This is a genomic window from Hyphococcus luteus, from assembly GCF_002943565.1.
Lineage (GTDB): Bacteria > Pseudomonadota > Alphaproteobacteria > Caulobacterales > Parvularculaceae > Hyphococcus > Hyphococcus luteus.
In genome coordinates this window covers 1,104,701-1,123,271 of sequence record NZ_PJCH01000005.1, presented here as the reverse complement: position 1 = coordinate 1,123,271, position 18,571 = coordinate 1,104,701, and the positions used below count along the sequence as shown (strand labels likewise).

The window sequence follows — 18,571 nt, the reverse complement described above, 5'->3', positions numbered from 1 at the left end:
TGCCTTCTTCACCGCCCGCCGAAATAGGCCTTGAGGCGGCGCGAGGCTTCCTCAAGCACGTCGGGGCGTTTGCAGAAGCAAAAGCGGGCGTAATAACGCGGCGCCCCTGTCTGGGAGGGATGATAAAAGGCGGAAATCGGCACCGCCGCGACTTTCGCCTTTTCCGTAATCTCTTTGCAGAACGCTGTGTCATCATCCCGCCCGACAGACCGGATGTCGACGGTGATGAAATAAGTCCCCTCGCAAGCAAGCGTTTCAAAACCGGCGGCGGCGAGCCCCGAAGCGAAGAGATCGCGTTTTCCTTGCATGTCCGCGGCGAAATTTTCGAAATAATCGTCGCCGAGATTGAGCCCCGCGGCGACCGCCGTCTCGATCGCGCCGGGCGATGTATAGGCGAGATGCGTATGCGCCTTCATCAGCGCGGTGATGAGCGGCGCCGACGCCGTCACGTATCCGATGCGAAAGCCGGTGAGCGAAAAACTCTTGCCGGCCGAGCCGATGCGGATCGCGCGCTCGCGCATGCCGGGCAGCGTCATCAGCGGGACATGACGTTCGCCGTCGAAGACAAGCCTTTCATAGACTTCGTCGCAAACGACATAGAGATCGTGACGGCGCGCCGCGTCGGCGACGATCTCGAGCTCCGCCATGCTCATCACCTTGCCCAGCGGATTATGCGGCGTGTTGATGACGATGAGTTTCGTTTTCGCCGTGATCGCCGCTTCAAGAGCCTTTGCGTCGAGCCGCCATGACGGCGGCTCCAGATCGACAAAGCGGATAACCCCGCCCGCCGCCTCGATCTGCGGCGCGTAGCTTTCATAAAACGGCGCCAGGAGAACCGCCTCGTCGCCGGGAACCAGCAATCCCTGAAACGCCGCAGCGAGCCCTTCCGTCGCGCCGGAGACGACCAGGGTTTCGCTCATGGGATCGATGTCGAGGCCGTAAAAGCGCTTGTTGTCGCGCGCCACCGCTTCGCGCAACTCCGGCGTGCCTTCGACCGGCACATACTGGTTCGGCCCGTCGATGATCGCCTGCGCCGCCGCCTCCCGGATCGCCAGGGGCCCGTCCTCGTCGGGAAAACCCTGGCCGAGATTGATGGCCCCAACCTTGCGCGCAAGCTTCGACATGGTCGGAAAGATCGATTCGGCGCGATCGGAATAAACAGGATTAAAGGACCGGGTCATGCCCCCTCTCTAGCAAGACAGGAGCGTCCGGTCATCCTCCGAGAGCAAGCCCGGCTCGACATAAACGCGCAGAAATGACATCTGAGCCCGAAGAAAGCGCGAGAAAAGCATGGCCGACATTCTCAATGTCATCATCCCGGTCTTTTTCATCATCGCCTGCGGCTATGGCGCAGCGAAGATCAGCCTGATCGCCCGCGAGGGCGCGAAGGGACTCAACGACTTCGTTCTGTATTTCTGCGTGCCGCCGCTTTTGTTCCGCACCATGCAGAAGGTCGACATCACCCATTCGGCGACCGGCGTGTGGAGCGCCTATTATTCCGCCGCGGCGATCATCTGGCTGATCGTTCTCATCGGCGCGAACCGCGTCAAAGGTCTCGGCGACGCGGGCGGATCGGCGACCGCCTTCGCCGCGACCTTCGGCAATCTCGGCATGATGGGCCTTTCCATCGCCTATCTCGCCTATGGCGAAGAGGGCCTCATCATCGCCGCGCTGATCATCGCCGTGCATGCGGCGAGCCATTGGTTTTTCGGCACGCTGTGGTCGGAGCTGGCGAACCGCAGGCGCGACGTCAATCTCCTCAAGACCACCGGCGGCGTCCTCGTTTCGCTCGCCAAAAATCCCGTGGTGCTGGCGCTCGCAGCGGGCGCGGTCTGGAACGCCGGCGGCTGGACCATGCCGGTGATCGGCCAACGCATCATCGATCTCGGCGGCGACGCGGCGATCCCGACGGGGCTGTTCGCGCTGGGTCTCGCGGTCGCCGCCTATCCCCTGCGCGGCAATATCGCCGGGGTCGCGACCATCATGGCGCTTAAAATGGCGGTGTTTCCGCTGATCGCCTGGATGCTGGCGGCGTTCATTTTTCACCTGCCTCCGCGTGAGACGGCGCTCGTCACGATCTTCGCCGCACTGCCGACGGGCATGAACCCTTATCTCTTCGCCGTGAAAGAGAACGCCAGCGTCGCCGCCGTCTCGGGCGCGATCGCCGCGGGCGTCATTCTTTCCGCGGCAACGATCCCGCTGGTTCTCTGGCTGGTCTCGGCGCAATAACGCCGAAAAGAAAACCGGCGCTGCGCGAAACGCCGCACAACGCCGGTTCAATCGTTAGAGAAAACGCGCAGAGCGATTAGTGCTGCGGGTCTTCCTCCATTTCATCTTCCATGTCGTCGGCGGCGTCTTCCATGGCGTCGCCCGCGTCTTCGGCCGCTTCCTCAGCGCCTTCCTTCACATCCTCGGCTGCGCCTTGCATGGCGTCGCCCGCATCGTCCACAGCGTCTTCGACATCGTCGCCGACTTCATCTGCGGCGTCTTCCATATCGTCGGCCGCGTCTTCCATCTGGTCTTCGGCGCTGTCATCGCCGCAGGCGACGAGGCCCGTCGCGGCGAGACCGAAGGCTGCGCTCAACAAAAATTGCTTCCTGTTCATAGTCAAATCCCCTTGGGTTAAAAACACAGTCACGCTAACAATCCGCGCGCGAATGAGTTCGCTTGCGAAATTTTCTATTTAATTCAATACTTTGCCCGATCATCCCCTTTGCTCATGCTTTGGCCAGGGCCTGATCGAGATCGGCGATGATATCATCGGCGTTTTCGATGCCGATGGAAAGGCGCACCACGTCCGGCCCGGCGCCGGCGGCGGTCTTCTGTTCGTCCGTCAGCTGACGGTGCGTTGTCGAGGCCGGATGGATGATCAGGCTTTTCGCATCGCCGATATTGGCGAGATGGCTGAACAGCTTCACATTTTTCACGACTTCGACGCCGGCCGCATAGCCGCCCTTGACGCCGAAGGTGAAAACCGAGCCCGCGCCCTTGGGCGAGAGTTTTTTCATCAGCTTATGGGCCGGATGGCTTTCCAGCCCCGCATAAGCGACCCAGTCGACCTTGTCGTGGGCTTCGAGGTGCTGCGCGACCTTCAAAGCGTTTTCGCAATGGCGCTCCATGCGCAGGGAAAGCGTTTCGATCCCCTGCAGGAGCATGAAGGAGTTGAACGGCGAGATCGCCGGCCCCAGCGCGCGAAGCCCCAGGACGCGGCAGGCGATGGCGAAGGCCATGGGCCCGAAGGTCTTGTAGAATTCCATGCCGTGATAATCGGGATTGGGCTCCACGAGATGTTTGAATCGCGCATCGGCCGACCAGTCGAAATTGCCGCCGTCGACAATCACCCCGCCCATGGAGGTGCCGTGGCCGCCGAGAAACTTGGTCAGCGAATGAACGACAATATTCGCGCCGAGCTCGAAGGGCCGCACGAGATAAGGCGTCGCCATGGTGTTGTCGACGATCAGCGGCACGCCGGCCTCTTTCGCAACAGCCGCAATGGCGGCGATATCCGTCGGCGCGCCCGCGGGGTTGGCGAAGCTTTCGATGAAGATCGCTTTCGTCTTCGGGCCCACGGCCTTTTTGAAGCTTTCCGGGTCCGCGCCGTCGGCCCAGTCCACCTCCCAGCCGAACCGCTTGAAGGCGTGATCGAACTGGTTGACTGAGCCGCCATAAAGCTGGCGCGCCGCGACGTAACGGTCGCCGGGCTCTAAAAGCGTGTGCAGCACCACAAGCTGCGCCGCATGGCCCGACGCGACGGCGAGCGCCGCCGAGCCGCCCTCGAGCGCGGCGACGCGCTGTTCGAGAACGTCCGTGGTCGGATTCATGATCCGCGTATAGACATTGCCGAACTCTTCGAGGTTAAAGAGCCGCGCCGCCTGGTCCACATCGTCGAAAACGTAAGAGGTCGTCTGATAGATCGGCGTCGCCCGCGATTTCGTCGTCGGATCGGGCGCGGCGCCGGCGTGCAGCTGCGCGGTTTCGAATTTGTAGCTCGGCGTTTCGTCGGTCATGGGTTTCTTCCCTTTGGGCGCTTCGAATGAGACGCCTCTTTACCGCGGATGGCGGCGCGGCGGTAGGGCGCCGCGGGGACCGTCAACCCGATTCTTGCGGGGGACCGCCCTTCCCTATCCCGCGCGAAACGGCTAGCCCTTGGCGATGCCCGCTTCCATGCTTCCCGTCATCGCCATTCTCTTCGTCGCCGGCATCCTGCAGGGCGGCGTCGGGTTCGGCTATGCGCTGGTCGCCATGCCGGCGCTGGCGCTGATGATGGACGCGCCCTCGGCGGCGGCGCTGGTGGCGCTCACCGGCATCTCCTTGAGCACCGTGATGCTGATCCAGAACCGCAAAGGCCTTCACATCGGCGAGGCGGCGGGGCTCATCGCGGCGGCGGCGGCGGGCGTGCCGCTGGGCGTCTTCCTCCTCGCGCACGCGCCGCGCGGGCCGCTCCTCATCGCGCTCGGCCTCATCATCATCGCCTTCAGCCTTTATTCGCTGGCGCGCCCGGCGGCGATCGAGATCAGGGACCGGCGCTGGCGTTTCGCCGCGGGGTTCGCCGGCGGCGTCCTCGGCGGCGCCTACAACATTCCCGGCCCGCCGATCATCTTTTACGGCGCCATGCGGCGCTGGCCGCCCGAGCGTTTCCTCGCGGTGACGCAGGCCTTCTTCCTGCCCGTCACGGTGATGGTTGCGGCGGGCCACGCCGCCGCCGGCTTCTGGAGCCGCGAGATCCTGCTCCTCTGCGCCGCAAGCATCCCCGCCGTTATCGCCGCCAGCTTCATCGGCAAGCGCCTCACGGCAGACATTTCGGCCGACCGGATGGGAAAGGCGGTCTACGGATTATGCCTGGTGCTGGGCGCGGTGATTGTGGCGACGAACCTTGCTTAAGGGCCGAAGCCAACAACCATGCTTCCTTCCTCCCCCGCTTGCGGGGGAGGTGGCCCGAAGGGCCGGAGGGGGTTAGCCTCAACCCCATGCCCATCCGCAAACCGCACAAACGCGCGCGCAATTTGCGCAAGACCATGCCCGAAGCGGAACGGCGGCTATGGGTTCGCTTGCGCAACAGGCAGCTTGGCGATTTCCGTTTCCGCCGCCAGCACTCAATCGGCCCTTACATCGCCGACTTCGCCTGCATTGAAGCGATGCTCGTGATCGAATGCGACGGCGAGCAGCATGGCTTCGATGCGTTCCGCGCCCATGACGCAAAGCGCGACGCCTTTCTGGAGAGCGAAGGCTGGACCGTGCTGCGGTTCTGGAACCGCGAAATCCACGACAATATGGACGGCGTTCTCGAAACCATCCACGACGCCGCGCGGAAGTCGGTTTTATTTTTGAGATCGAAGCCTGACGAGAGCGGCGACGAAAACTAAGCCCTCAAGGGCCTCTCTTCCTCCCCCATGACAATGGGGGAGGTGTCAGACCGGGCGCGAGCCCGGGATGACGGAGGGGGTTTCGCAAAACCACCCGAATGCTCCCCGCCTCACCCCCATCCCCCGCTTCGCGGGTACTTCCCCCGTAAACGGGGGAAGAGGAGCTTGCTCTGATCTTTAGCAGAAGCGCCCTCCTCCCCCGCTTGCGGGGGAGGTGTCCGCGCAGCGGACGGAGGGGGTTTCGCCAAAGCCGTACAAAACCGGTTTATCGCTCCACCGCCTCACCCCCATCCCCGCCCCGGATCAAGTCCGGGGCGGTACTTCCCCCGCTCAAGCGGGGGAAGAGGGTGTTTGCCGCTGCTTTATGCACTCAGTGACATAGCGATGGCCTCAGCTGACCTCGCAACAAAAAACCGCCGGACGCGATGGCGCGACCGGCGGCTTGAAAAAGTTTTTGAAAAGAGCGGCGCGTTACGCTGCTTTTTTCAGCGCTTTTTTTGCTTTTTTCAGTTTGGATTCCTGGCGCGCAATGCGTTTCTTGCGCGACTTGATCTCTTTTTTGAGGGCTTTGACTTTGCTCTTCTTCGCCATTTGAATGGACTCCTTACTTTTCTTTGTCCTCGTGCTTGCGCACAAACTCCTTCATGAACCCGCGCAGCTCTCTGGCCGCGCTAGTGTCCAGCTCTTCGCAAAGCGCAACGAAACGGTCGCGCATCTCCCGGTTCAGCCGGATGACAAGCTGGCTGTCTTTCTTGTTTTTCTTTTCGCGTTTTTCTGCAGCCGGCTTTTTGAGGGCCTCTTTTCTGGAGGACCCTTTTTTCACCACCCCTTTTTTCGGGGTCTTGCCGCCATCCTTCTTGTCATCCGCCATGGGACCGGCGCCATTTCGTTATCACTTCGATAGACAATGTATATACATATGAATCACGGAACACAAGAGGGCCCGCGTAAAATTTTGTAGGGGCGGATGAGTAGGCCCGCAAAGACGGTCTACGGATTGTATCTCTTTGTTGGGGTTAGTAATCCTAGCGATGAGTTTTAGGCAATCAATCAACCGTATCTGATAATATGATTATTGCGCCAAGAGCTTCTCAGACAATTCGTTTCGGACTCGCCGAGATCCTAAATCTGTAAGACGATAAACATTTTCGTCTAACACAATCTGGCGAAATTCCTTACTCATCAACTTTTTAAGAGTTGTCGTGACTGAAGCAGGAGCAGCCAAAACAATTTTGCCAACATCTCGACGGGACATTCCGTTCTCACCAGCAAAATGCAATATCAACAAAACTTCCTCTTCGACTCTTAAGTCTGTACGCTGCACAAGTGTGACGGATCCAAAAACACCAATTGCAGGCACATCGAATTGGAGCAACTCTCTAATTGCTTTTGCAACAGCCTCTCTATCGCCGGACCAGAAGACTCTAAGCGTATCATTCATACACCAACGCACCATTTCTATCACAAACTTTGAATCCATATGGTTTGGCGTATAATTAAGGGAAATATGAACTGCCCCCCTTTGGCTTCGAAACTTATATAAAGTTCGCAATACCCTTGCCATGTGCAATGCATCTTGCCTTGGTTGAATGGTATGAGTAACCTGATCGTTCTCGATGTACTTCAAACATTCGTTGAAATCTTTTCCCCGATTCAAATTTTTTGAATCTGCATGATACCATATACGGGCAAGTGTTTCTGCAAATTGCCCGCCATCTAACTGAGATGGTTCCCAATCACGCTGAATAAACCGACGTTCCGACGATATGAACTCATCCACCAACTGGGTGGCAAGAAGATGATCCATAGGTGGCGAAATTTGGCTTATTAAAGCCTTTTTTTCTATAAGTCCCATAATACTGAAATATCAGAGTTTCAATTCGTCAGACCCCAATGCTTCTTCAACCAAAGCCTGCGCATTTTTATTCCCTGCATCGGTAAGATACCAGGTAACTGGATTTTTTGTCGGATCGTCCGCAACCGGTGATGGTGACTTCTTTTTTGCACTACCTAAGTCACGGCTGACGTTAGATGCTCGTATAGTTCCGAACTGTTTAAAATATAAATTGAATACGCCAGCCAACTCACCGGCTGAAAACTCATCTCTGCCTACCTCTTGCTTCAAGACATACAAAAGCCAGAGAACTTTTTTCGTAACATTCCAATCCTGCTTGGGATTGCCATACTTAGAGCTATCGTGACGGTATTCAATTTTCGGAGCCTCAGCCGCCTCTCCAGAACTAGCCACCCGGCGCTTCCTCGACTGCTTTCTTTTTGGCTTTTCATCAACATCTTGATGAGCCTGCCCCGGCGAAGCTACTTGCTCCACCTTGCCTTCAATTATACCTTCGATGGGAGGCAACATGCCTGCAAGCTGTCTTCCTAATTGTTCATTGATGACAGCTGCGTCTTCACGACTTCCCTCTAATTCAAGCTCAAATCCTTGGATTTTCATTTTTACTTTGAATTTTGACATTTTGTTCTGCACCTATTTCAGCAATGTATATACACGCCCCACAGCAATATAAGAACAAAACGCAAACACGCAACCGTTACAAAGTAACGAAAGCAGGCATCTCAGGCTTAAATCACAACCCCTTATTCGCTTTCGTCACAGCCTCTTCTTCGAGATAGAGCTCCGAGCCCATTTCCTTATATTTCTCGCTCATTTCGGCCATGCCCTGTTCGGAGAGTTTTTCGAGGTCTTTTTTCTCGTTGTCGCTCATCCCGGCCGCATAGTCGCGGACCTCGGCCGTGATCTTCATGGAGCAGAATTTCGGCCCGCACATGGAGCAGAAATGGGCGACCTTGTGCGCTTCCTTGGGCAATGTCTGGTCGTGGAAGTCGCGCGCGGTCTCCGGGTCGAGGGAGAGATTGAACTGATCCTCCCAGCGGAATTCGAAGCGCGCGCGGCTGAGCGCGTCGTCGCGCAGTTGCGCCGCCGGGTGGCCCTTGGCGAGGTCCGCGGCGTGCGCCGCGAGCTTGTAGGTGACGACGCCGACCTTGACGTCGTCGCGGTCGGGGAGCCCCAGATGCTCCTTCGGCGTCACATAGCAAAGCATCGCCGTGCCGAACCAGCCGATCATCGCCGCGCCGATGCCGGACGTGATGTGGTCGTAGCCGGGCGCAATGTCGGTCGTCAGCGGCCCAAGGGTGTAGAACGGCGCCTCGCCGCAGGTCTTCAATTGCTTGTCCATGTTGACCTTGATCTTGTGCATGGGGACGTGACCCGGCCCCTCGATCATCACCTGGCAACCATGGTCCCAGGCGATTTTCGTCAGCTCCCCGAGGGTCTCTAACTCCGCGAACTGCGCCTTGTCGTTGGCGTCCGCGACCGAACCGGGGCGCAGCCCGTCGCCCAGCGAGAAGGAGACGTCATAGCGGCGCATGATCTCGCAGATCTCTTCGAAATGCGTGTAGAGGAACGACTCGCGGTGATGGGCGAGGCACCATTTCGCCATGATCGACCCGCCGCGCGAAACAATACCGGTAACCCGGTCGGCGGTGAGGTGAATGAAGGGCAGGCGCACGCCGGCGTGGATGGTGAAATAATCGACGCCCTGCTCGGCCTGCTCGATCAGCGTGTCGCGATAGACCTCCCAGCTTAAATCCTCCGCGACGCCGTTCACCTTCTCCAGCGCCTGATAGATCGGCACCGTGCCAATGGGCACCGGCGAGTTGCGGATGATCCATTCGCGGGTGTTGTGAATGTTGCGGCCCGTCGACAGGTCCATGACATTGTCCGCGCCCCAGCGCGTCGCCCAGACCATCTTATCGACCTCCTCCTCGACGGACGACGCGACGGCGGAGTTGCCGATATTGGCGTTGATCTTCACCAGGAAATTGCGGCCGATGATCTGCGGCTCGAGCTCCGGATGGTTGATGTTGGACGGGATGATGGCGCGCCCGCGCGCGATTTCCGAGCGCACGAATTCCGGCGTGATGAAGGGCGGGATCTCCGCGCCGAAGCTTTCGCCCTCGGCGACGCGCCGCTCCGCGTCTTCCAGCATTTGCTTGCGGCCGAGATTTTCGCGGATCGCGACGAATTCCATTTCGGCGGTGACGACGCCCGCCTTGGCGAATTCATATTGCGTGACGGGGCCTTCGCCCGTGCCGCGCAAGGGGCGATTGCGGACCGGGAATTCGCGGGCGAGATGCTTGCCGCTGGCGCCGCCATTATCCTCCGGCTTCACCTCGCGGCCGTCATATTCCTCGATATTGTTTCCGTGTTCGCCCGCGCGCTTTTTGATCCACGCCGTGCGCGTGCGGGCGAGGCCCTTTTCAACGTCGATGGAAACCTCCGGATCGGTATAGGGGCCCGACGTGTCATAGACCGGCAAGGGCGGCTCGTTCGCCGAGGGGTGCAGGTCGATCTCGCGCACGGGCACGCGGATGTCCTTGTACTGATCGCCCGCAACGTAAGTCTTGCGGCTCGACGGCAAGGGGCCGGTCGTGACTTCCGGAGTTTTGAATTCGGATTGGGGGATATGCTTGTTCATTAGACTTGCTCCATGCGCGATTGCGCGACTGCACTGAGGATTGTCGCCTCAGTAACCTGCGGATTTTCGATATTCGAGAATGAGTTTGCCGGGATTTGATACAAACTCATTATGCGGGACAGAAGATTGGGATCGGTAGGAAAAAGCTTTATGATGCCTATCCTTTTCCCACCGCTTCGCTCGACCACAAAGATATTCTTCAAGGGAATGCTCGATGCCTTCGACACGGGAAAATGGCTTTTTATGATTGCGCGCTTGTCAGTCAACGCAAATGACTTCCGGCGGCTTGATAGGGCCCAAAGGATTGCAGCGGAAACAACAGTCACGAAAATAACAGCAATCATTATCAAGCTCGTATAGACATCTGATATTGGCGTTTCTTGTGTGAGCTTTTCCCCATTGACCGTGAAGTTCACGCTTTCAAATATAGACATGTCGCCAGTCAGCGCCGCTTGCGCGAGCGGGGCGGCCACCACGCAAATCAAAACGACCGCAAACAATCCGTAACAGAGCGCAATTCGCGACACTCTTTGCGGCCTTCCCGTCCAAAGCACATGCTCGTCTGGCAGCAAAACATCCTTCAAGTCATCCTCAGCCGTCATGACGCTCAAAGCCCCGCCCGGCCGGTGAAGCCGAGCGCCAGGAAGACGGCGCCGAGGAGGATGGTGAAGACGGAAAAGGCGCGGACCGCGCCGGGGCGCACGAATTTGACCGCCCATCTCAAGAGCGGGTCCGGATAAGCGACGAGGACGATCCCCTCGATCGCCGCGGCCCAGCCGATCAACGTCACGGCGATGGCCAGCGGATCGGTCCAGATGTTGTGCGCCATGATGAGCGCCGCGCCGAGGACGAAAACGAAGACGCCGGAGATAAAGGTGAGCGCCGGCCGCGCGATAAATTCATCGAGGATCGCCGCCCAGCGGGTGCGGCTGATGAAGCCCGACAGCCCGCCGGCGATGAAATAAAAGCCCATCGCCTTCGCGAGCGACAGGGTCAGCACGGTGGATGTGGTGATCATAAGCGCCTCCGTCCCTACGCCGGTGTTAACCGATCAGGTTCAAAGGGTGCCCCTGTGCCGTTTCCTCCCGGAAGAGGAAAAACAAGGTCTCAGCCGGTGCCGCCGGCGCCCCTCGGAATGTGGTCGCTTTCTAGCAAATCGGCGGGTGTCCATCAAGGAAAGCCACGCACAGTGAAGCCAGGGGTGAAACCCGCCGTTTTCAGGCGTTCTCGCCCTTGATCTTCTCCACCAGCGCGGGGTCGTTCAGCTCGATCCAGATCGCATTGGCCGCGGCGACGATCTCGCGCTTTTCATCGAGCAGCACCGAGGACGAGAAATGCTTGCGCCCGTCCTCGCCGGTCCGCCAGGCCGCGGCGATGAGGCGCTCGCCGGGCTTCGGGCGGCGGCGAATCTCCGCCGTCATGCGCCCAAGCAGGGTCATGCGCTCGCCGACCCGCAAAGCATAAGCCGTGGGGCAGTCGAGCGCCGCCCATAAAAATTCAGGACGCACAAGCCCGTCTTCGCCGGCGAGGTCGGCCGCGGGCGTCCAGAAATCGGCGTTGACGGGACTGTCCGGCGCGGGACCGGAAAAAATCCTGAGGCCGTCGCCGGGGGCGCGGCGGTCGCCGCAAACGAAACAATAAGGAATGATGTGCCGGCCCGTGACCGTCTCCACAAAGGCGTCATGGGCCGCGGCGACAGCGGCGTCATCGGGGATCGCCGGCGGGTCGACGCTCACCTCGCCCGGCTCGGCGACAGCGATCAGCGTCTCGCCCGCGATCGCTTCGACTTTCCCGCCTTCGCCCACGCGCAATTCAATGGGCGTTTCGAGGGGCGGCGGCGCCTTCAGGGTCACGGACGCCGGCCCGTCTATCGCTTGCGCAAAAAGCCCCGCCGAATAGCCGCCATTCCCGGAGCTTTTCGGCCCGCAGAACCGCTTGTCGATACGCACGGTTTTGATCGCATCCGTCACGGGTCTTTCCTTCGCCGCCTATTCGAAGCTCGGCGCGTCTTCGCGGGTGAGGCGGTAGATGATCAGCGCGGCGCGCGCCGTCGCCGCCTTGACGGAGGGAATATCGAGCCATTCGTCGGGCGTGTGGCCCGCGCCGCCTTCCGGGCCGAGCCCGTCCATGGAGGCGGGCGCATGCGGCGCGGCGAAGGAGATGTCCGCGGCGCCGCGTTTTGACGGATCGTTGCCTTTCAAAGGGCCCTGGCCCAGATCCTCGCTCACATCGGAGACAAGGGCGAGCAGCGCCATATTGCCGTCCGTGGGACTCATGGCCGGATAGCTGTCCTCGAACGCAAACTCCGCGCCGGTTTCCGGAAGGTGTTCGGCGGCGATTTCGCGCATCTTTTCGCGCGCCGCTTCTTTTTGTTCTTCTGAAATGAAACGAAGGCCGCCGTCGACCACGACCTTTTGCGCGACGACATTGGTCTTGCCGAAGGCGCTCCCGCGCGTCGCCTCCTTGTCGTATTTCACATCCGTGCCGCCGACGACGACGCCGGGATTGAAGGTGAGATATTCTTCCTCCGCGAGCGCTTCATAGATGTCGTTCAGAATGCGTCCCATTTCGAAGATTGCGCCGGCGCCGACCTCTTCGGAAAAGATGCGGCTCGAATGCGCGCGCACGCCGGTCGTCGTCAGCGTCCAGCCGGAAGCGCCGCGGCGCGAGGTGACGACTTCGCCTTCCGCGCCGCCTTCGAAATTGAGCGCGACATCGACGCGCTTCGCCGCCTTGATGAGGTCCTTGCGGGAGATATCGATGGGCTTGCCGCTCATCTCTTCGTCGCCGGTCATGAGCACGGTGACGCCGGCGCCGTCCAGAAGGTCGAGATCGTCGAGCGCTTTCAGCGCATAGAGAAGGACGATGTCGCCGCCCTTCATATCGACGACGCCCGGCCCTTTGGCGACGTCGCCGTCGCGGCTCCATTCGAGGAAGTCGCCGTCTTTGGCGAAGACCGTGTCGAGATGGCCGATAAGGAGCAGCTTCGCGCCTTGATCGCCCTTTTTGACAGCCTCGAAATGGCCCGCCCGGTTCACCTTGTCCTGCTCGATCCACTTCACCTTGAAGCCGAGCGCCTCGAAAGGCCCGGCGAAGGCGTGGCCAACCGCGCGCACGCCCTCATGATTCATGGTGCCGGAATTGATGTTCACCACCTCTTCGAGAAAGGCGATGGAGTCGCCGAAATTCGCCTCCACCCGGGCGACGATCGCGGCTTCCTCTTCGGTGAGCGCGGGCGGCGTTGCGGCGGGCTCGGCCTGCGCGAAAGCGGCGGCGGGGGAGAGAACAAGACAAAGGATCAGACTAAGAGCGGGGACGATCTGTTTCACGGGAAGGACGACTCCTTTGTTGCCGGCGCCGCCAGCATGCCGGTTTCGACGCGAATTGCAAAGCCGCGCTCTTTTCTTATGAGCGCGGATGACGGCTCATCCGCGCATTCGGCGCATAAGCGCCGGCGCGCAGTCGTGCTTGCCGCACGGGGCGGGCCCTTTGCGGTTCTTAGTCCGCCCAGAGCCCGCGCGTCTTGTGCCAGTCCTCGATGCTGTCTTGCGGATAATGATCAAACGCCTGATCGTCCGGGCCGATTTCGGGCCGCACCCAATTCGCCTTGTCTTTGAGCAGACAATGCACCAGCGAAGGCGGCTCGGGCAGATCCGTGTCGATGGCCGAAGCGTGCGGATGAACGAGCTCCGGCCAGGTCGGATCGTAAAGCCACAACGCGGTTCCACAGGCTTTGCAGAAATTGCGCTCGCCGGAACTTGTCTCGCGCCGCCCGCCGCGATCGATCACGGCGCGATAAACGCCTAAATTTTCTTCACCCTCGATTTTCAGCGTGCCGGCGATGGCGGCGAGATTGATGGCGTAGCCGCCCCCGCCCGCGGTCTTGCGGCAAATACTGCAATAACAGCGCTGATAGGGAACCGGCGTATGGCTGTCGACGGTGAAGGTGACGGCGCCGCAGCGGCAGCCGCCTTTGAGCGTCAAGGGCATGTCGGACCTCCTCTGGCGTTCAGTCTTCTTTTGCAACGGCGCCGACAATCGGCCCCATCGCGGCGCCCGGATCGTTGCGGTCAAGCTCCGGCGCGTAAAGCCGCGAGATCGTTCCGTCGAGATAGAGCGCGTTCGGCGTTTTCAATGCGTCGCGAAAGAACAGCGCGAAATGGTGAAACCGGACCGGACTGTCGGAGAGGACGAATATAACCTCGCCTTTTTCCGTCACGCCGACGCCGTTGCGGCGTTTGAGCGAATCCGAATCGGGCAGAAAACGCGGATGAAGCTTGCCGTCGATGACCAGCATGGGCCCCGATTGCGTGGCGTATGCAATATTCCGCTCCTCCGTGAACGGGGGAGGAAAACGCTTCACGAACGCTTCGGTCTCCAAAACGCCCGCCGCGCCGGCCTCTGTGATGAAAAACACGCCGTTCGGTTTTAAGTGAAAATTGCCGGGGCCGTCATTGTCGTTGAGCGGCGCGGCCTCTTCGCCCTCTTCCACATAAAGCCCCACGGGCCGCCTGTCCGCATGATACATGCCGGCGTTCATGGCGAAGACCAGGCGTTCGCCCTTCGCCGCCAGCGCGTCCCTGACGAAATTGAAGTGGCCGTAGGGCTCGCTTTCCGCGTCATTCAGGAACAGACGAACGCCGCCCGCCTGCGGACCGAAACGGCAAACAATATAATCAATGTCTTTGCGCGCCCTCTCGACGCAATGCGGGGCGCGCTCTTGCGCAAAGGCGGCGCCCGCCGCCGCTTGCATCAGGGCGCACCCAATCGCCATCGTCTTCCAAATCATCAGGCCGGCCCCATGCATTCTCCAGGGAATCCGTTATAACAGCCTCAAGCCGCCGCGCGGTAGCCCGCGGCGCGAAAGGGTCGAAGCCGCAGCGGACGCGCCATGCACGCCGATCTCGCCACATTCGATATCGCCGTCATTATTGTCTATTTTGCGGCGGTTCTGGCGCACGGCTTCTGGTCCGGACGGCGCGAGCGCAACGCCGACGATTATTTCCTGGCCGGACGCTCCCTCGCCTGGCCGCTGATCGGCGCCTCGCTTTACGCCTCCAACATGTCGGGTGCGAGTTTCGTGGGGCTGATCGGCGCGTCTTACGAATACGGGCTCGTCGTTTTCAATTATGAATGGACCGCCGCGGCGGTGCTGATTTTCTTTGCGCTTTTCATGGCGCCGGTATTCCTGCGCGCGAAACTTTTCACCGTGCCAGAATATCTGAAAACCCGCTTTGACGAGCGCACCTGCCGGCTTTACGCCGCCTTCACGCTGTTCACGCTGATGTTCATCGACATCGCCGGGGCGCTGTTCGCCGGCGGGCTCGTCATCTCCATGTTCATCCCGGCGCTTTCCCTTTGGGGCGCGGCGGCGCTGATTGCGCTTCTCGCCGGCGTCTATACGGTGGCGGGCGGGCTTCGCGCGGTCGTCGTCACCGACGCGGTGCAGGCCGCGCTGATGATCGTCGGCTCTCTCGTCATTCTCTGGGCGGGGCTGGGCGCCGTCGGCGGCTGGGACGCCTTGTTCGCAGAACTCGACGCGAGCCGCACGCAGATGATCAAGCCTGCAAGCGACGACTTTCTCCCCTGGACGGGGCTTTTCGGCGTCTTGCTGCTCGGCTTTTATTACTGGACCCTCAACCAGTATTTCGTGCAGCGCGTTCTCGCCGCGCGGGACTTGAAAGCCGCGCGGCGGGGCGCCCTCTTCGGCGGCTTTTTGAAGCTGCCGAACCTTTTCTTCATGATGCTCCCGGGGCTCATCGCCTTCGTTCTGTTTCCGGCGCTCGACCGCCCCGATCTCGCCTTCCCGACGTTGATCGTCGAGCTGTTGCCGGCGGGGCTCAAAGGCCTCATCGTCACCGCGCTGATCGCCGCCATCATGTCGAGCCTCGACAGCGCGTTCAACGCCGGCGCCTCCATCGTCACCATGGATTTCGTCAAACCGGCGCGCCCCGAAACAGGCGATCATACGCTTTTATGGATCGGGCGCGCGGTCACCGGCGCCATGATGATTTTCGGCATGGGCGTCGTGCCGCTGGTGGAGCGTTTCGGCTCGCTCTTTTCCTATTTCCAGTCGACGCTCGCCTATATCACGCCGGCGGTCGTCGCGACCTTCATGGGCGGGCTTTTCGTTTCGCGGGTGAGCGCCCGCGCCGCCTTCTGGACGCTCCTCATCATGATCCCTACGGGACTTGCCCTCTTTGTCGCAAAAGAAGTCACCGGTCTCTGGGCGGCGGCCGGCGGACCGGATATTCACTTCACCATCATGGCGGGGCTGTTGTTCCTCGCCGCTTGCGCCTTGCTCGCCGGCCTTAGCGTGCGCTGGCGCGGACCGGCGGCGAAAGCGCATACGCATTTTCGCCTGCCCGATCTTGCCCATGACCATGACGAGGGCTCAATGCGCAAATGGCGTCACGATTATCGCTGGCAGGCGCTGGGGCTCGCGCTCCTGACCATCGCGCTGATTTTCTATTTCCGGTGACGGAAAGCAGCCGCAACAACTTCTGCATCGTTGCGGTCAAAACAGACGGCGCAACCGTCAAAACAAATCCGACTAACGGGCCGGTCTCCTCATCGCCGCTTAAGCTTTCAGGCCCAGCGATGAGGAAATCGACGTCAGGCTCAGCCAACGCTGCATGTCAAATGCAGGGTTTTCCAAGTCTTTCGCGGTTCCGTTCCTGCGCCGGCATGACCCGGTTCAGGTTCAAAGGGTCTTTCTCAGTCCCAATTGCCCTGGCTCCCTGGCGCGTATTGCTCGTTGCTCCCCCAAGGATCCCTTAAAGGGCAAACGAGTTGCGCGTCGCACGAGCCGTCGTCCATTGGCGACAGGCGGGACGCCCCTCGGAACGGCTTTTATCGTGCCTCAAAAGGCGAAAAAGCGCAAGCAAAATCGCCCGTCATGGACGATTGTCAACGCGTCCCGAACTGGGTTTTGGCGGCCGCAACCCCCGTATCAAATCTGGAAACTTCGTATAAGGAACAATTAATCGGCCGGCTTGCTGACCGCCGCAACGGCGAGCGCCTGGGCGAGCGCGGCGCGCATGGCGGATTTCGAATAATCGATGGTCAGCATATCGATAACCTCGCCCGTATCCCGGTCCACAAGCAAGGTGAAGCCGGTCGCGCCTTTAAAGCGCGGATAGATTTCCGCCAACCCTTCGGCGCGCGCCTTCTCCGCAATGTCGTCACGCTGGCCGAAGGTGAAATCGAGCTCGACGAATTTCACAGGCTTGTCGGCGAAATCGGGGATCACTTTCGCCAGCCGCGGCTCAAGGATCTTGCAGGACGAGCACCAGGCCGACGAAAAGGTGGCGGCGACCAGTTCCGGCTCGCGGTCGAGCCCGTATTCGGCGCCGGTCGCGGCCGTCCGCCCCGAAAGAGCGAAAAACAGCGCGCCGGCGGCAAGAACGGCCGGGAAAATGAAAGTTTTGACCTTGTTCATGACGCGCATCATAGGCGGCGCGCATGGAGAGCGCCAGATGGTTCGCCTCACGAGCGCGGGAGCTTGCGCGCCTGCGCGGGGCGCGAAAAGATGGCTGAAGGGGATAGTCATCAAGGAGTTTCGACCATGATCGCACGGCGCCAGTTTCTGACCGCGGCGGCGCTGACGCCCGCCCTTGCTTCCTTTCCCGCGCGCGCCGCAGACGATCATGCGCGTCCCTTCGACGCGCCTTACGCGCCGGTCCTGTCTCAGCCCTCCCGCGAGATCCGCACCGTCGTCGGCCTTCGCCCCTATCGGCCGAGCGGTTTCCGGCTGGAGCATGAAAAATTCGGCCGGCGCGACGTCATCCATAATTACGGCCATGGCGGCTGTGGCGTGACGCTGTCATGGGGCTGCGCGCAGCTCGCGGTCGAGCTCGCCGCAAGCATCGACCGGAAACGCGCCGCCGTCATCGGCGCCGGGGTCAATGGATTGACGACGGCGCTCCTGCTTTTGCGCCGCGGTTATGAGGTGAGCGTCTATGGCGCGGCCCTGCCGCCTTATACGACGTCCAATATCGCCGGCGCCTATTGGCATCCGACGACCCTCTATGACGGGCGCGACGCGATCAGCGACAACTTCGCCCGGCAGTTCGTGCGCGCGGCGCGGATCGCCCAGCGTAAGTTTCAGCATCTCGCAAACGACCCGGCTTACGGCGTTTATTACATGCGTTATCTCGGCCTTCGCGAAGAGCCGCCCTTGAAAGAACGCACGCCCTATCTCGAAGGCGACGATCTTTATGCGGGGCTCGCCGTCGAAACCGCGCCGGAAAAATATTTCGGCTATGGTTATGTGGAGCGCCACCACGCCATCATGATTGACCCGGATATTTATCTGCGCGCGCTGATGCGCGCTGTCGAAAACGCCGGCGGGCGCATCGTGCGGAAAAGTTTCGAAACCGCCGGCGATGTTTTCGACCTGAAGGAGAAACTCATCTTCAACTGCACCGGGCTCGGCGCGAAGGCGCTGTTCGGCGATGAGGCAATGGAACCAGCGCGCGGACAGCTAACCATGCTCCTGCCGCAGCCGGAAGTCGATTACGGCTATGTGAGCGCGTCGCCGGAAACCGGGCTTCTCTATATGTTTCCGCGCAAAAGCTCGATCCTGCTCGGCGGGTCGGTGGATCACGGAGACTGGTCGCTGGAGCCGCGCGAGACGGAACGCCTCAGAATGCTCGCCGGCCACGCGCAAGTCGCCCAGCGCATCGTGGAAAGCCAAAAATCCTGACA

The 18,571-nt window shown here is 60.6% G+C and carries 19 protein-coding genes and 1 riboswitch; of the genes, 5 read left to right on the top strand and 14 right to left on the bottom strand.

The features are described from left to right. Positions 1-8: 8 nt before the first annotated feature. On the bottom strand, positions 9-1,181 hold the full coding sequence (locus tag CW354_RS10350; RefSeq protein ID WP_104829910.1) for an aminotransferase: 1,173 nt from the start codon (positions 1,179-1,181) through the stop codon (positions 9-11). 109 nt (positions 1,182-1,290) lie between these two features. On the opposite strand from CW354_RS10350, the gene CW354_RS10345 reads away from it, so the two are divergent. Next, positions 1,291-2,229, top strand: a complete 939-nt coding sequence (locus tag CW354_RS10345) for an AEC family transporter (RefSeq protein WP_104829909.1) — start codon at positions 1,291-1,293, stop codon at positions 2,227-2,229. Positions 2,230-2,305: 76 nt separating this feature from the next. Here the strand turns inward: CW354_RS10345 and CW354_RS10340 are convergent, their stop codons facing one another. Both CW354_RS10340 and CW354_RS10335 read right to left on the bottom strand, forming a co-directional pair. Then, positions 2,306-2,605: a hypothetical protein gene (locus tag CW354_RS10340; protein ID WP_207764738.1), complete on the bottom strand. Its 300-nt coding sequence runs from the start codon at positions 2,603-2,605 to the stop codon at positions 2,306-2,308. 112 nt (positions 2,606-2,717) lie between these two features. After that, on the bottom strand, positions 2,718-4,007 hold the full coding sequence (locus tag CW354_RS10335; RefSeq protein WP_104829908.1) for an O-acetylhomoserine aminocarboxypropyltransferase: 1,290 nt from the start codon (positions 4,005-4,007) through the stop codon (positions 2,718-2,720). A gap of 145 nt (positions 4,008-4,152) precedes the next feature. Here CW354_RS10335 and CW354_RS10330 point away from each other — a divergent pair, with 145 nt between their 5' ends. Further along, on the top strand, positions 4,153-4,881 hold the full coding sequence (locus tag CW354_RS10330) for a sulfite exporter TauE/SafE family protein (protein WP_104829907.1): 729 nt from the start codon (positions 4,153-4,155) through the stop codon (positions 4,879-4,881). A 92-nt stretch (positions 4,882-4,973) separates the two neighbouring features. Then, positions 4,974-5,363 carry an endonuclease domain-containing protein gene (locus tag CW354_RS10325; RefSeq protein WP_423793529.1) on the top strand — a complete coding sequence of 130 codons (390 nt, stop codon included), beginning with the start codon at positions 4,974-4,976 and terminating at the stop codon, positions 5,361-5,363. A 604-nt stretch (positions 5,364-5,967) separates the two neighbouring features. On the opposite strand, the gene CW354_RS10320 is transcribed toward CW354_RS10325, so the two are convergent. The 10 genes from CW354_RS10320 to CW354_RS10275 form a co-directional block, all read right to left on the bottom strand. Beyond that, positions 5,968-6,234 carry a hypothetical protein gene (locus tag CW354_RS10320; RefSeq protein WP_207764737.1) on the bottom strand — a complete coding sequence of 89 codons (267 nt, stop codon included), beginning with the start codon at positions 6,232-6,234 and terminating at the stop codon, positions 5,968-5,970. 201 nt (positions 6,235-6,435) lie between these two features. Next, positions 6,436-7,218, bottom strand: a complete 783-nt coding sequence (locus CW354_RS10315; protein ID WP_104829905.1) for a hypothetical protein — start codon at positions 7,216-7,218, stop codon at positions 6,436-6,438. Between the two features lie 12 nt (positions 7,219-7,230). Next, a complete protein-coding gene (locus CW354_RS10310) occupies positions 7,231-7,839 on the bottom strand; it encodes a hypothetical protein (RefSeq protein WP_133162269.1) in 609 nt (202 codons plus the stop codon). Positions 7,840-7,951: 112 nt separating this feature from the next. After that, positions 7,952-9,862: a phosphomethylpyrimidine synthase ThiC gene (thiC, locus tag CW354_RS10305; RefSeq protein ID WP_104829903.1), complete on the bottom strand. Its 1,911-nt coding sequence runs from the start codon at positions 9,860-9,862 to the stop codon at positions 7,952-7,954. Further along, positions 9,862-10,464 (bottom strand): hypothetical protein, encoded by a 603-nt coding sequence (locus tag CW354_RS10300; RefSeq protein WP_104829902.1) that lies wholly within the window; start codon positions 10,462-10,464, stop codon positions 9,862-9,864. Before CW354_RS10300 ends, thiC begins: the two co-directional genes overlap by 1 nt. 5 nt (positions 10,465-10,469) lie before the next feature. Then, positions 10,470-10,880 carry a hypothetical protein gene (locus CW354_RS10295; protein ID WP_207764736.1) on the bottom strand — a complete coding sequence of 137 codons (411 nt, stop codon included), beginning with the start codon at positions 10,878-10,880 and terminating at the stop codon, positions 10,470-10,472. After that, positions 10,875-11,003: riboswitch (TPP riboswitch) on the bottom strand. Its footprint overlaps the gene before it by 6 nt. Before the next feature lie 76 nt (positions 11,004-11,079). After that, the gene (locus tag CW354_RS10290; RefSeq protein ID WP_104829901.1) at positions 11,080-11,832 is read right to left on the bottom strand and encodes a hypothetical protein; all 753 of its coding nucleotides are present in this window, start codon (positions 11,830-11,832) and stop codon (positions 11,080-11,082) included. Between the two features lie 18 nt (positions 11,833-11,850). After that, positions 11,851-13,191, bottom strand: coding sequence for a M20/M25/M40 family metallo-hydrolase (locus tag CW354_RS10285; protein WP_104829900.1), 1,341 nt, complete (start codon positions 13,189-13,191; stop codon positions 11,851-11,853). A gap of 169 nt (positions 13,192-13,360) precedes the next feature. Beyond that, positions 13,361-13,852 carry a GFA family protein gene (locus tag CW354_RS10280; RefSeq protein ID WP_104829899.1) on the bottom strand — a complete coding sequence of 164 codons (492 nt, stop codon included), beginning with the start codon at positions 13,850-13,852 and terminating at the stop codon, positions 13,361-13,363. Between the two features lie 19 nt (positions 13,853-13,871). Continuing rightward, the gene (locus CW354_RS10275; protein ID WP_165793635.1) at positions 13,872-14,651 is read right to left on the bottom strand and encodes a phosphodiester glycosidase family protein; all 780 of its coding nucleotides are present in this window, start codon (positions 14,649-14,651) and stop codon (positions 13,872-13,874) included. A 102-nt stretch (positions 14,652-14,753) separates the two neighbouring features. Between CW354_RS10275 and CW354_RS10270 the strand changes: the two genes are divergently transcribed. Next, positions 14,754-16,343 (top strand): sodium:solute symporter family transporter, encoded by a 1,590-nt coding sequence (locus CW354_RS10270; RefSeq protein ID WP_104829898.1) that lies wholly within the window; start codon positions 14,754-14,756, stop codon positions 16,341-16,343. A gap of 501 nt (positions 16,344-16,844) precedes the next feature. Here CW354_RS10270 and CW354_RS23410 read toward each other — a convergent pair. Further along, positions 16,845-17,303, bottom strand: a complete 459-nt coding sequence (locus CW354_RS23410; protein WP_165793634.1) for a thioredoxin domain-containing protein — start codon at positions 17,301-17,303, stop codon at positions 16,845-16,847. Positions 17,304-17,429: 126 nt separating this feature from the next. Here CW354_RS23410 and CW354_RS10265 point away from each other — a divergent pair, with 126 nt between their 5' ends. Continuing rightward, the gene (locus CW354_RS10265; protein WP_165793633.1) at positions 17,430-18,569 is read left to right on the top strand and encodes an FAD-dependent oxidoreductase; all 1,140 of its coding nucleotides are present in this window, start codon (positions 17,430-17,432) and stop codon (positions 18,567-18,569) included. Positions 18,570-18,571 lie beyond the last annotated feature (2 nt).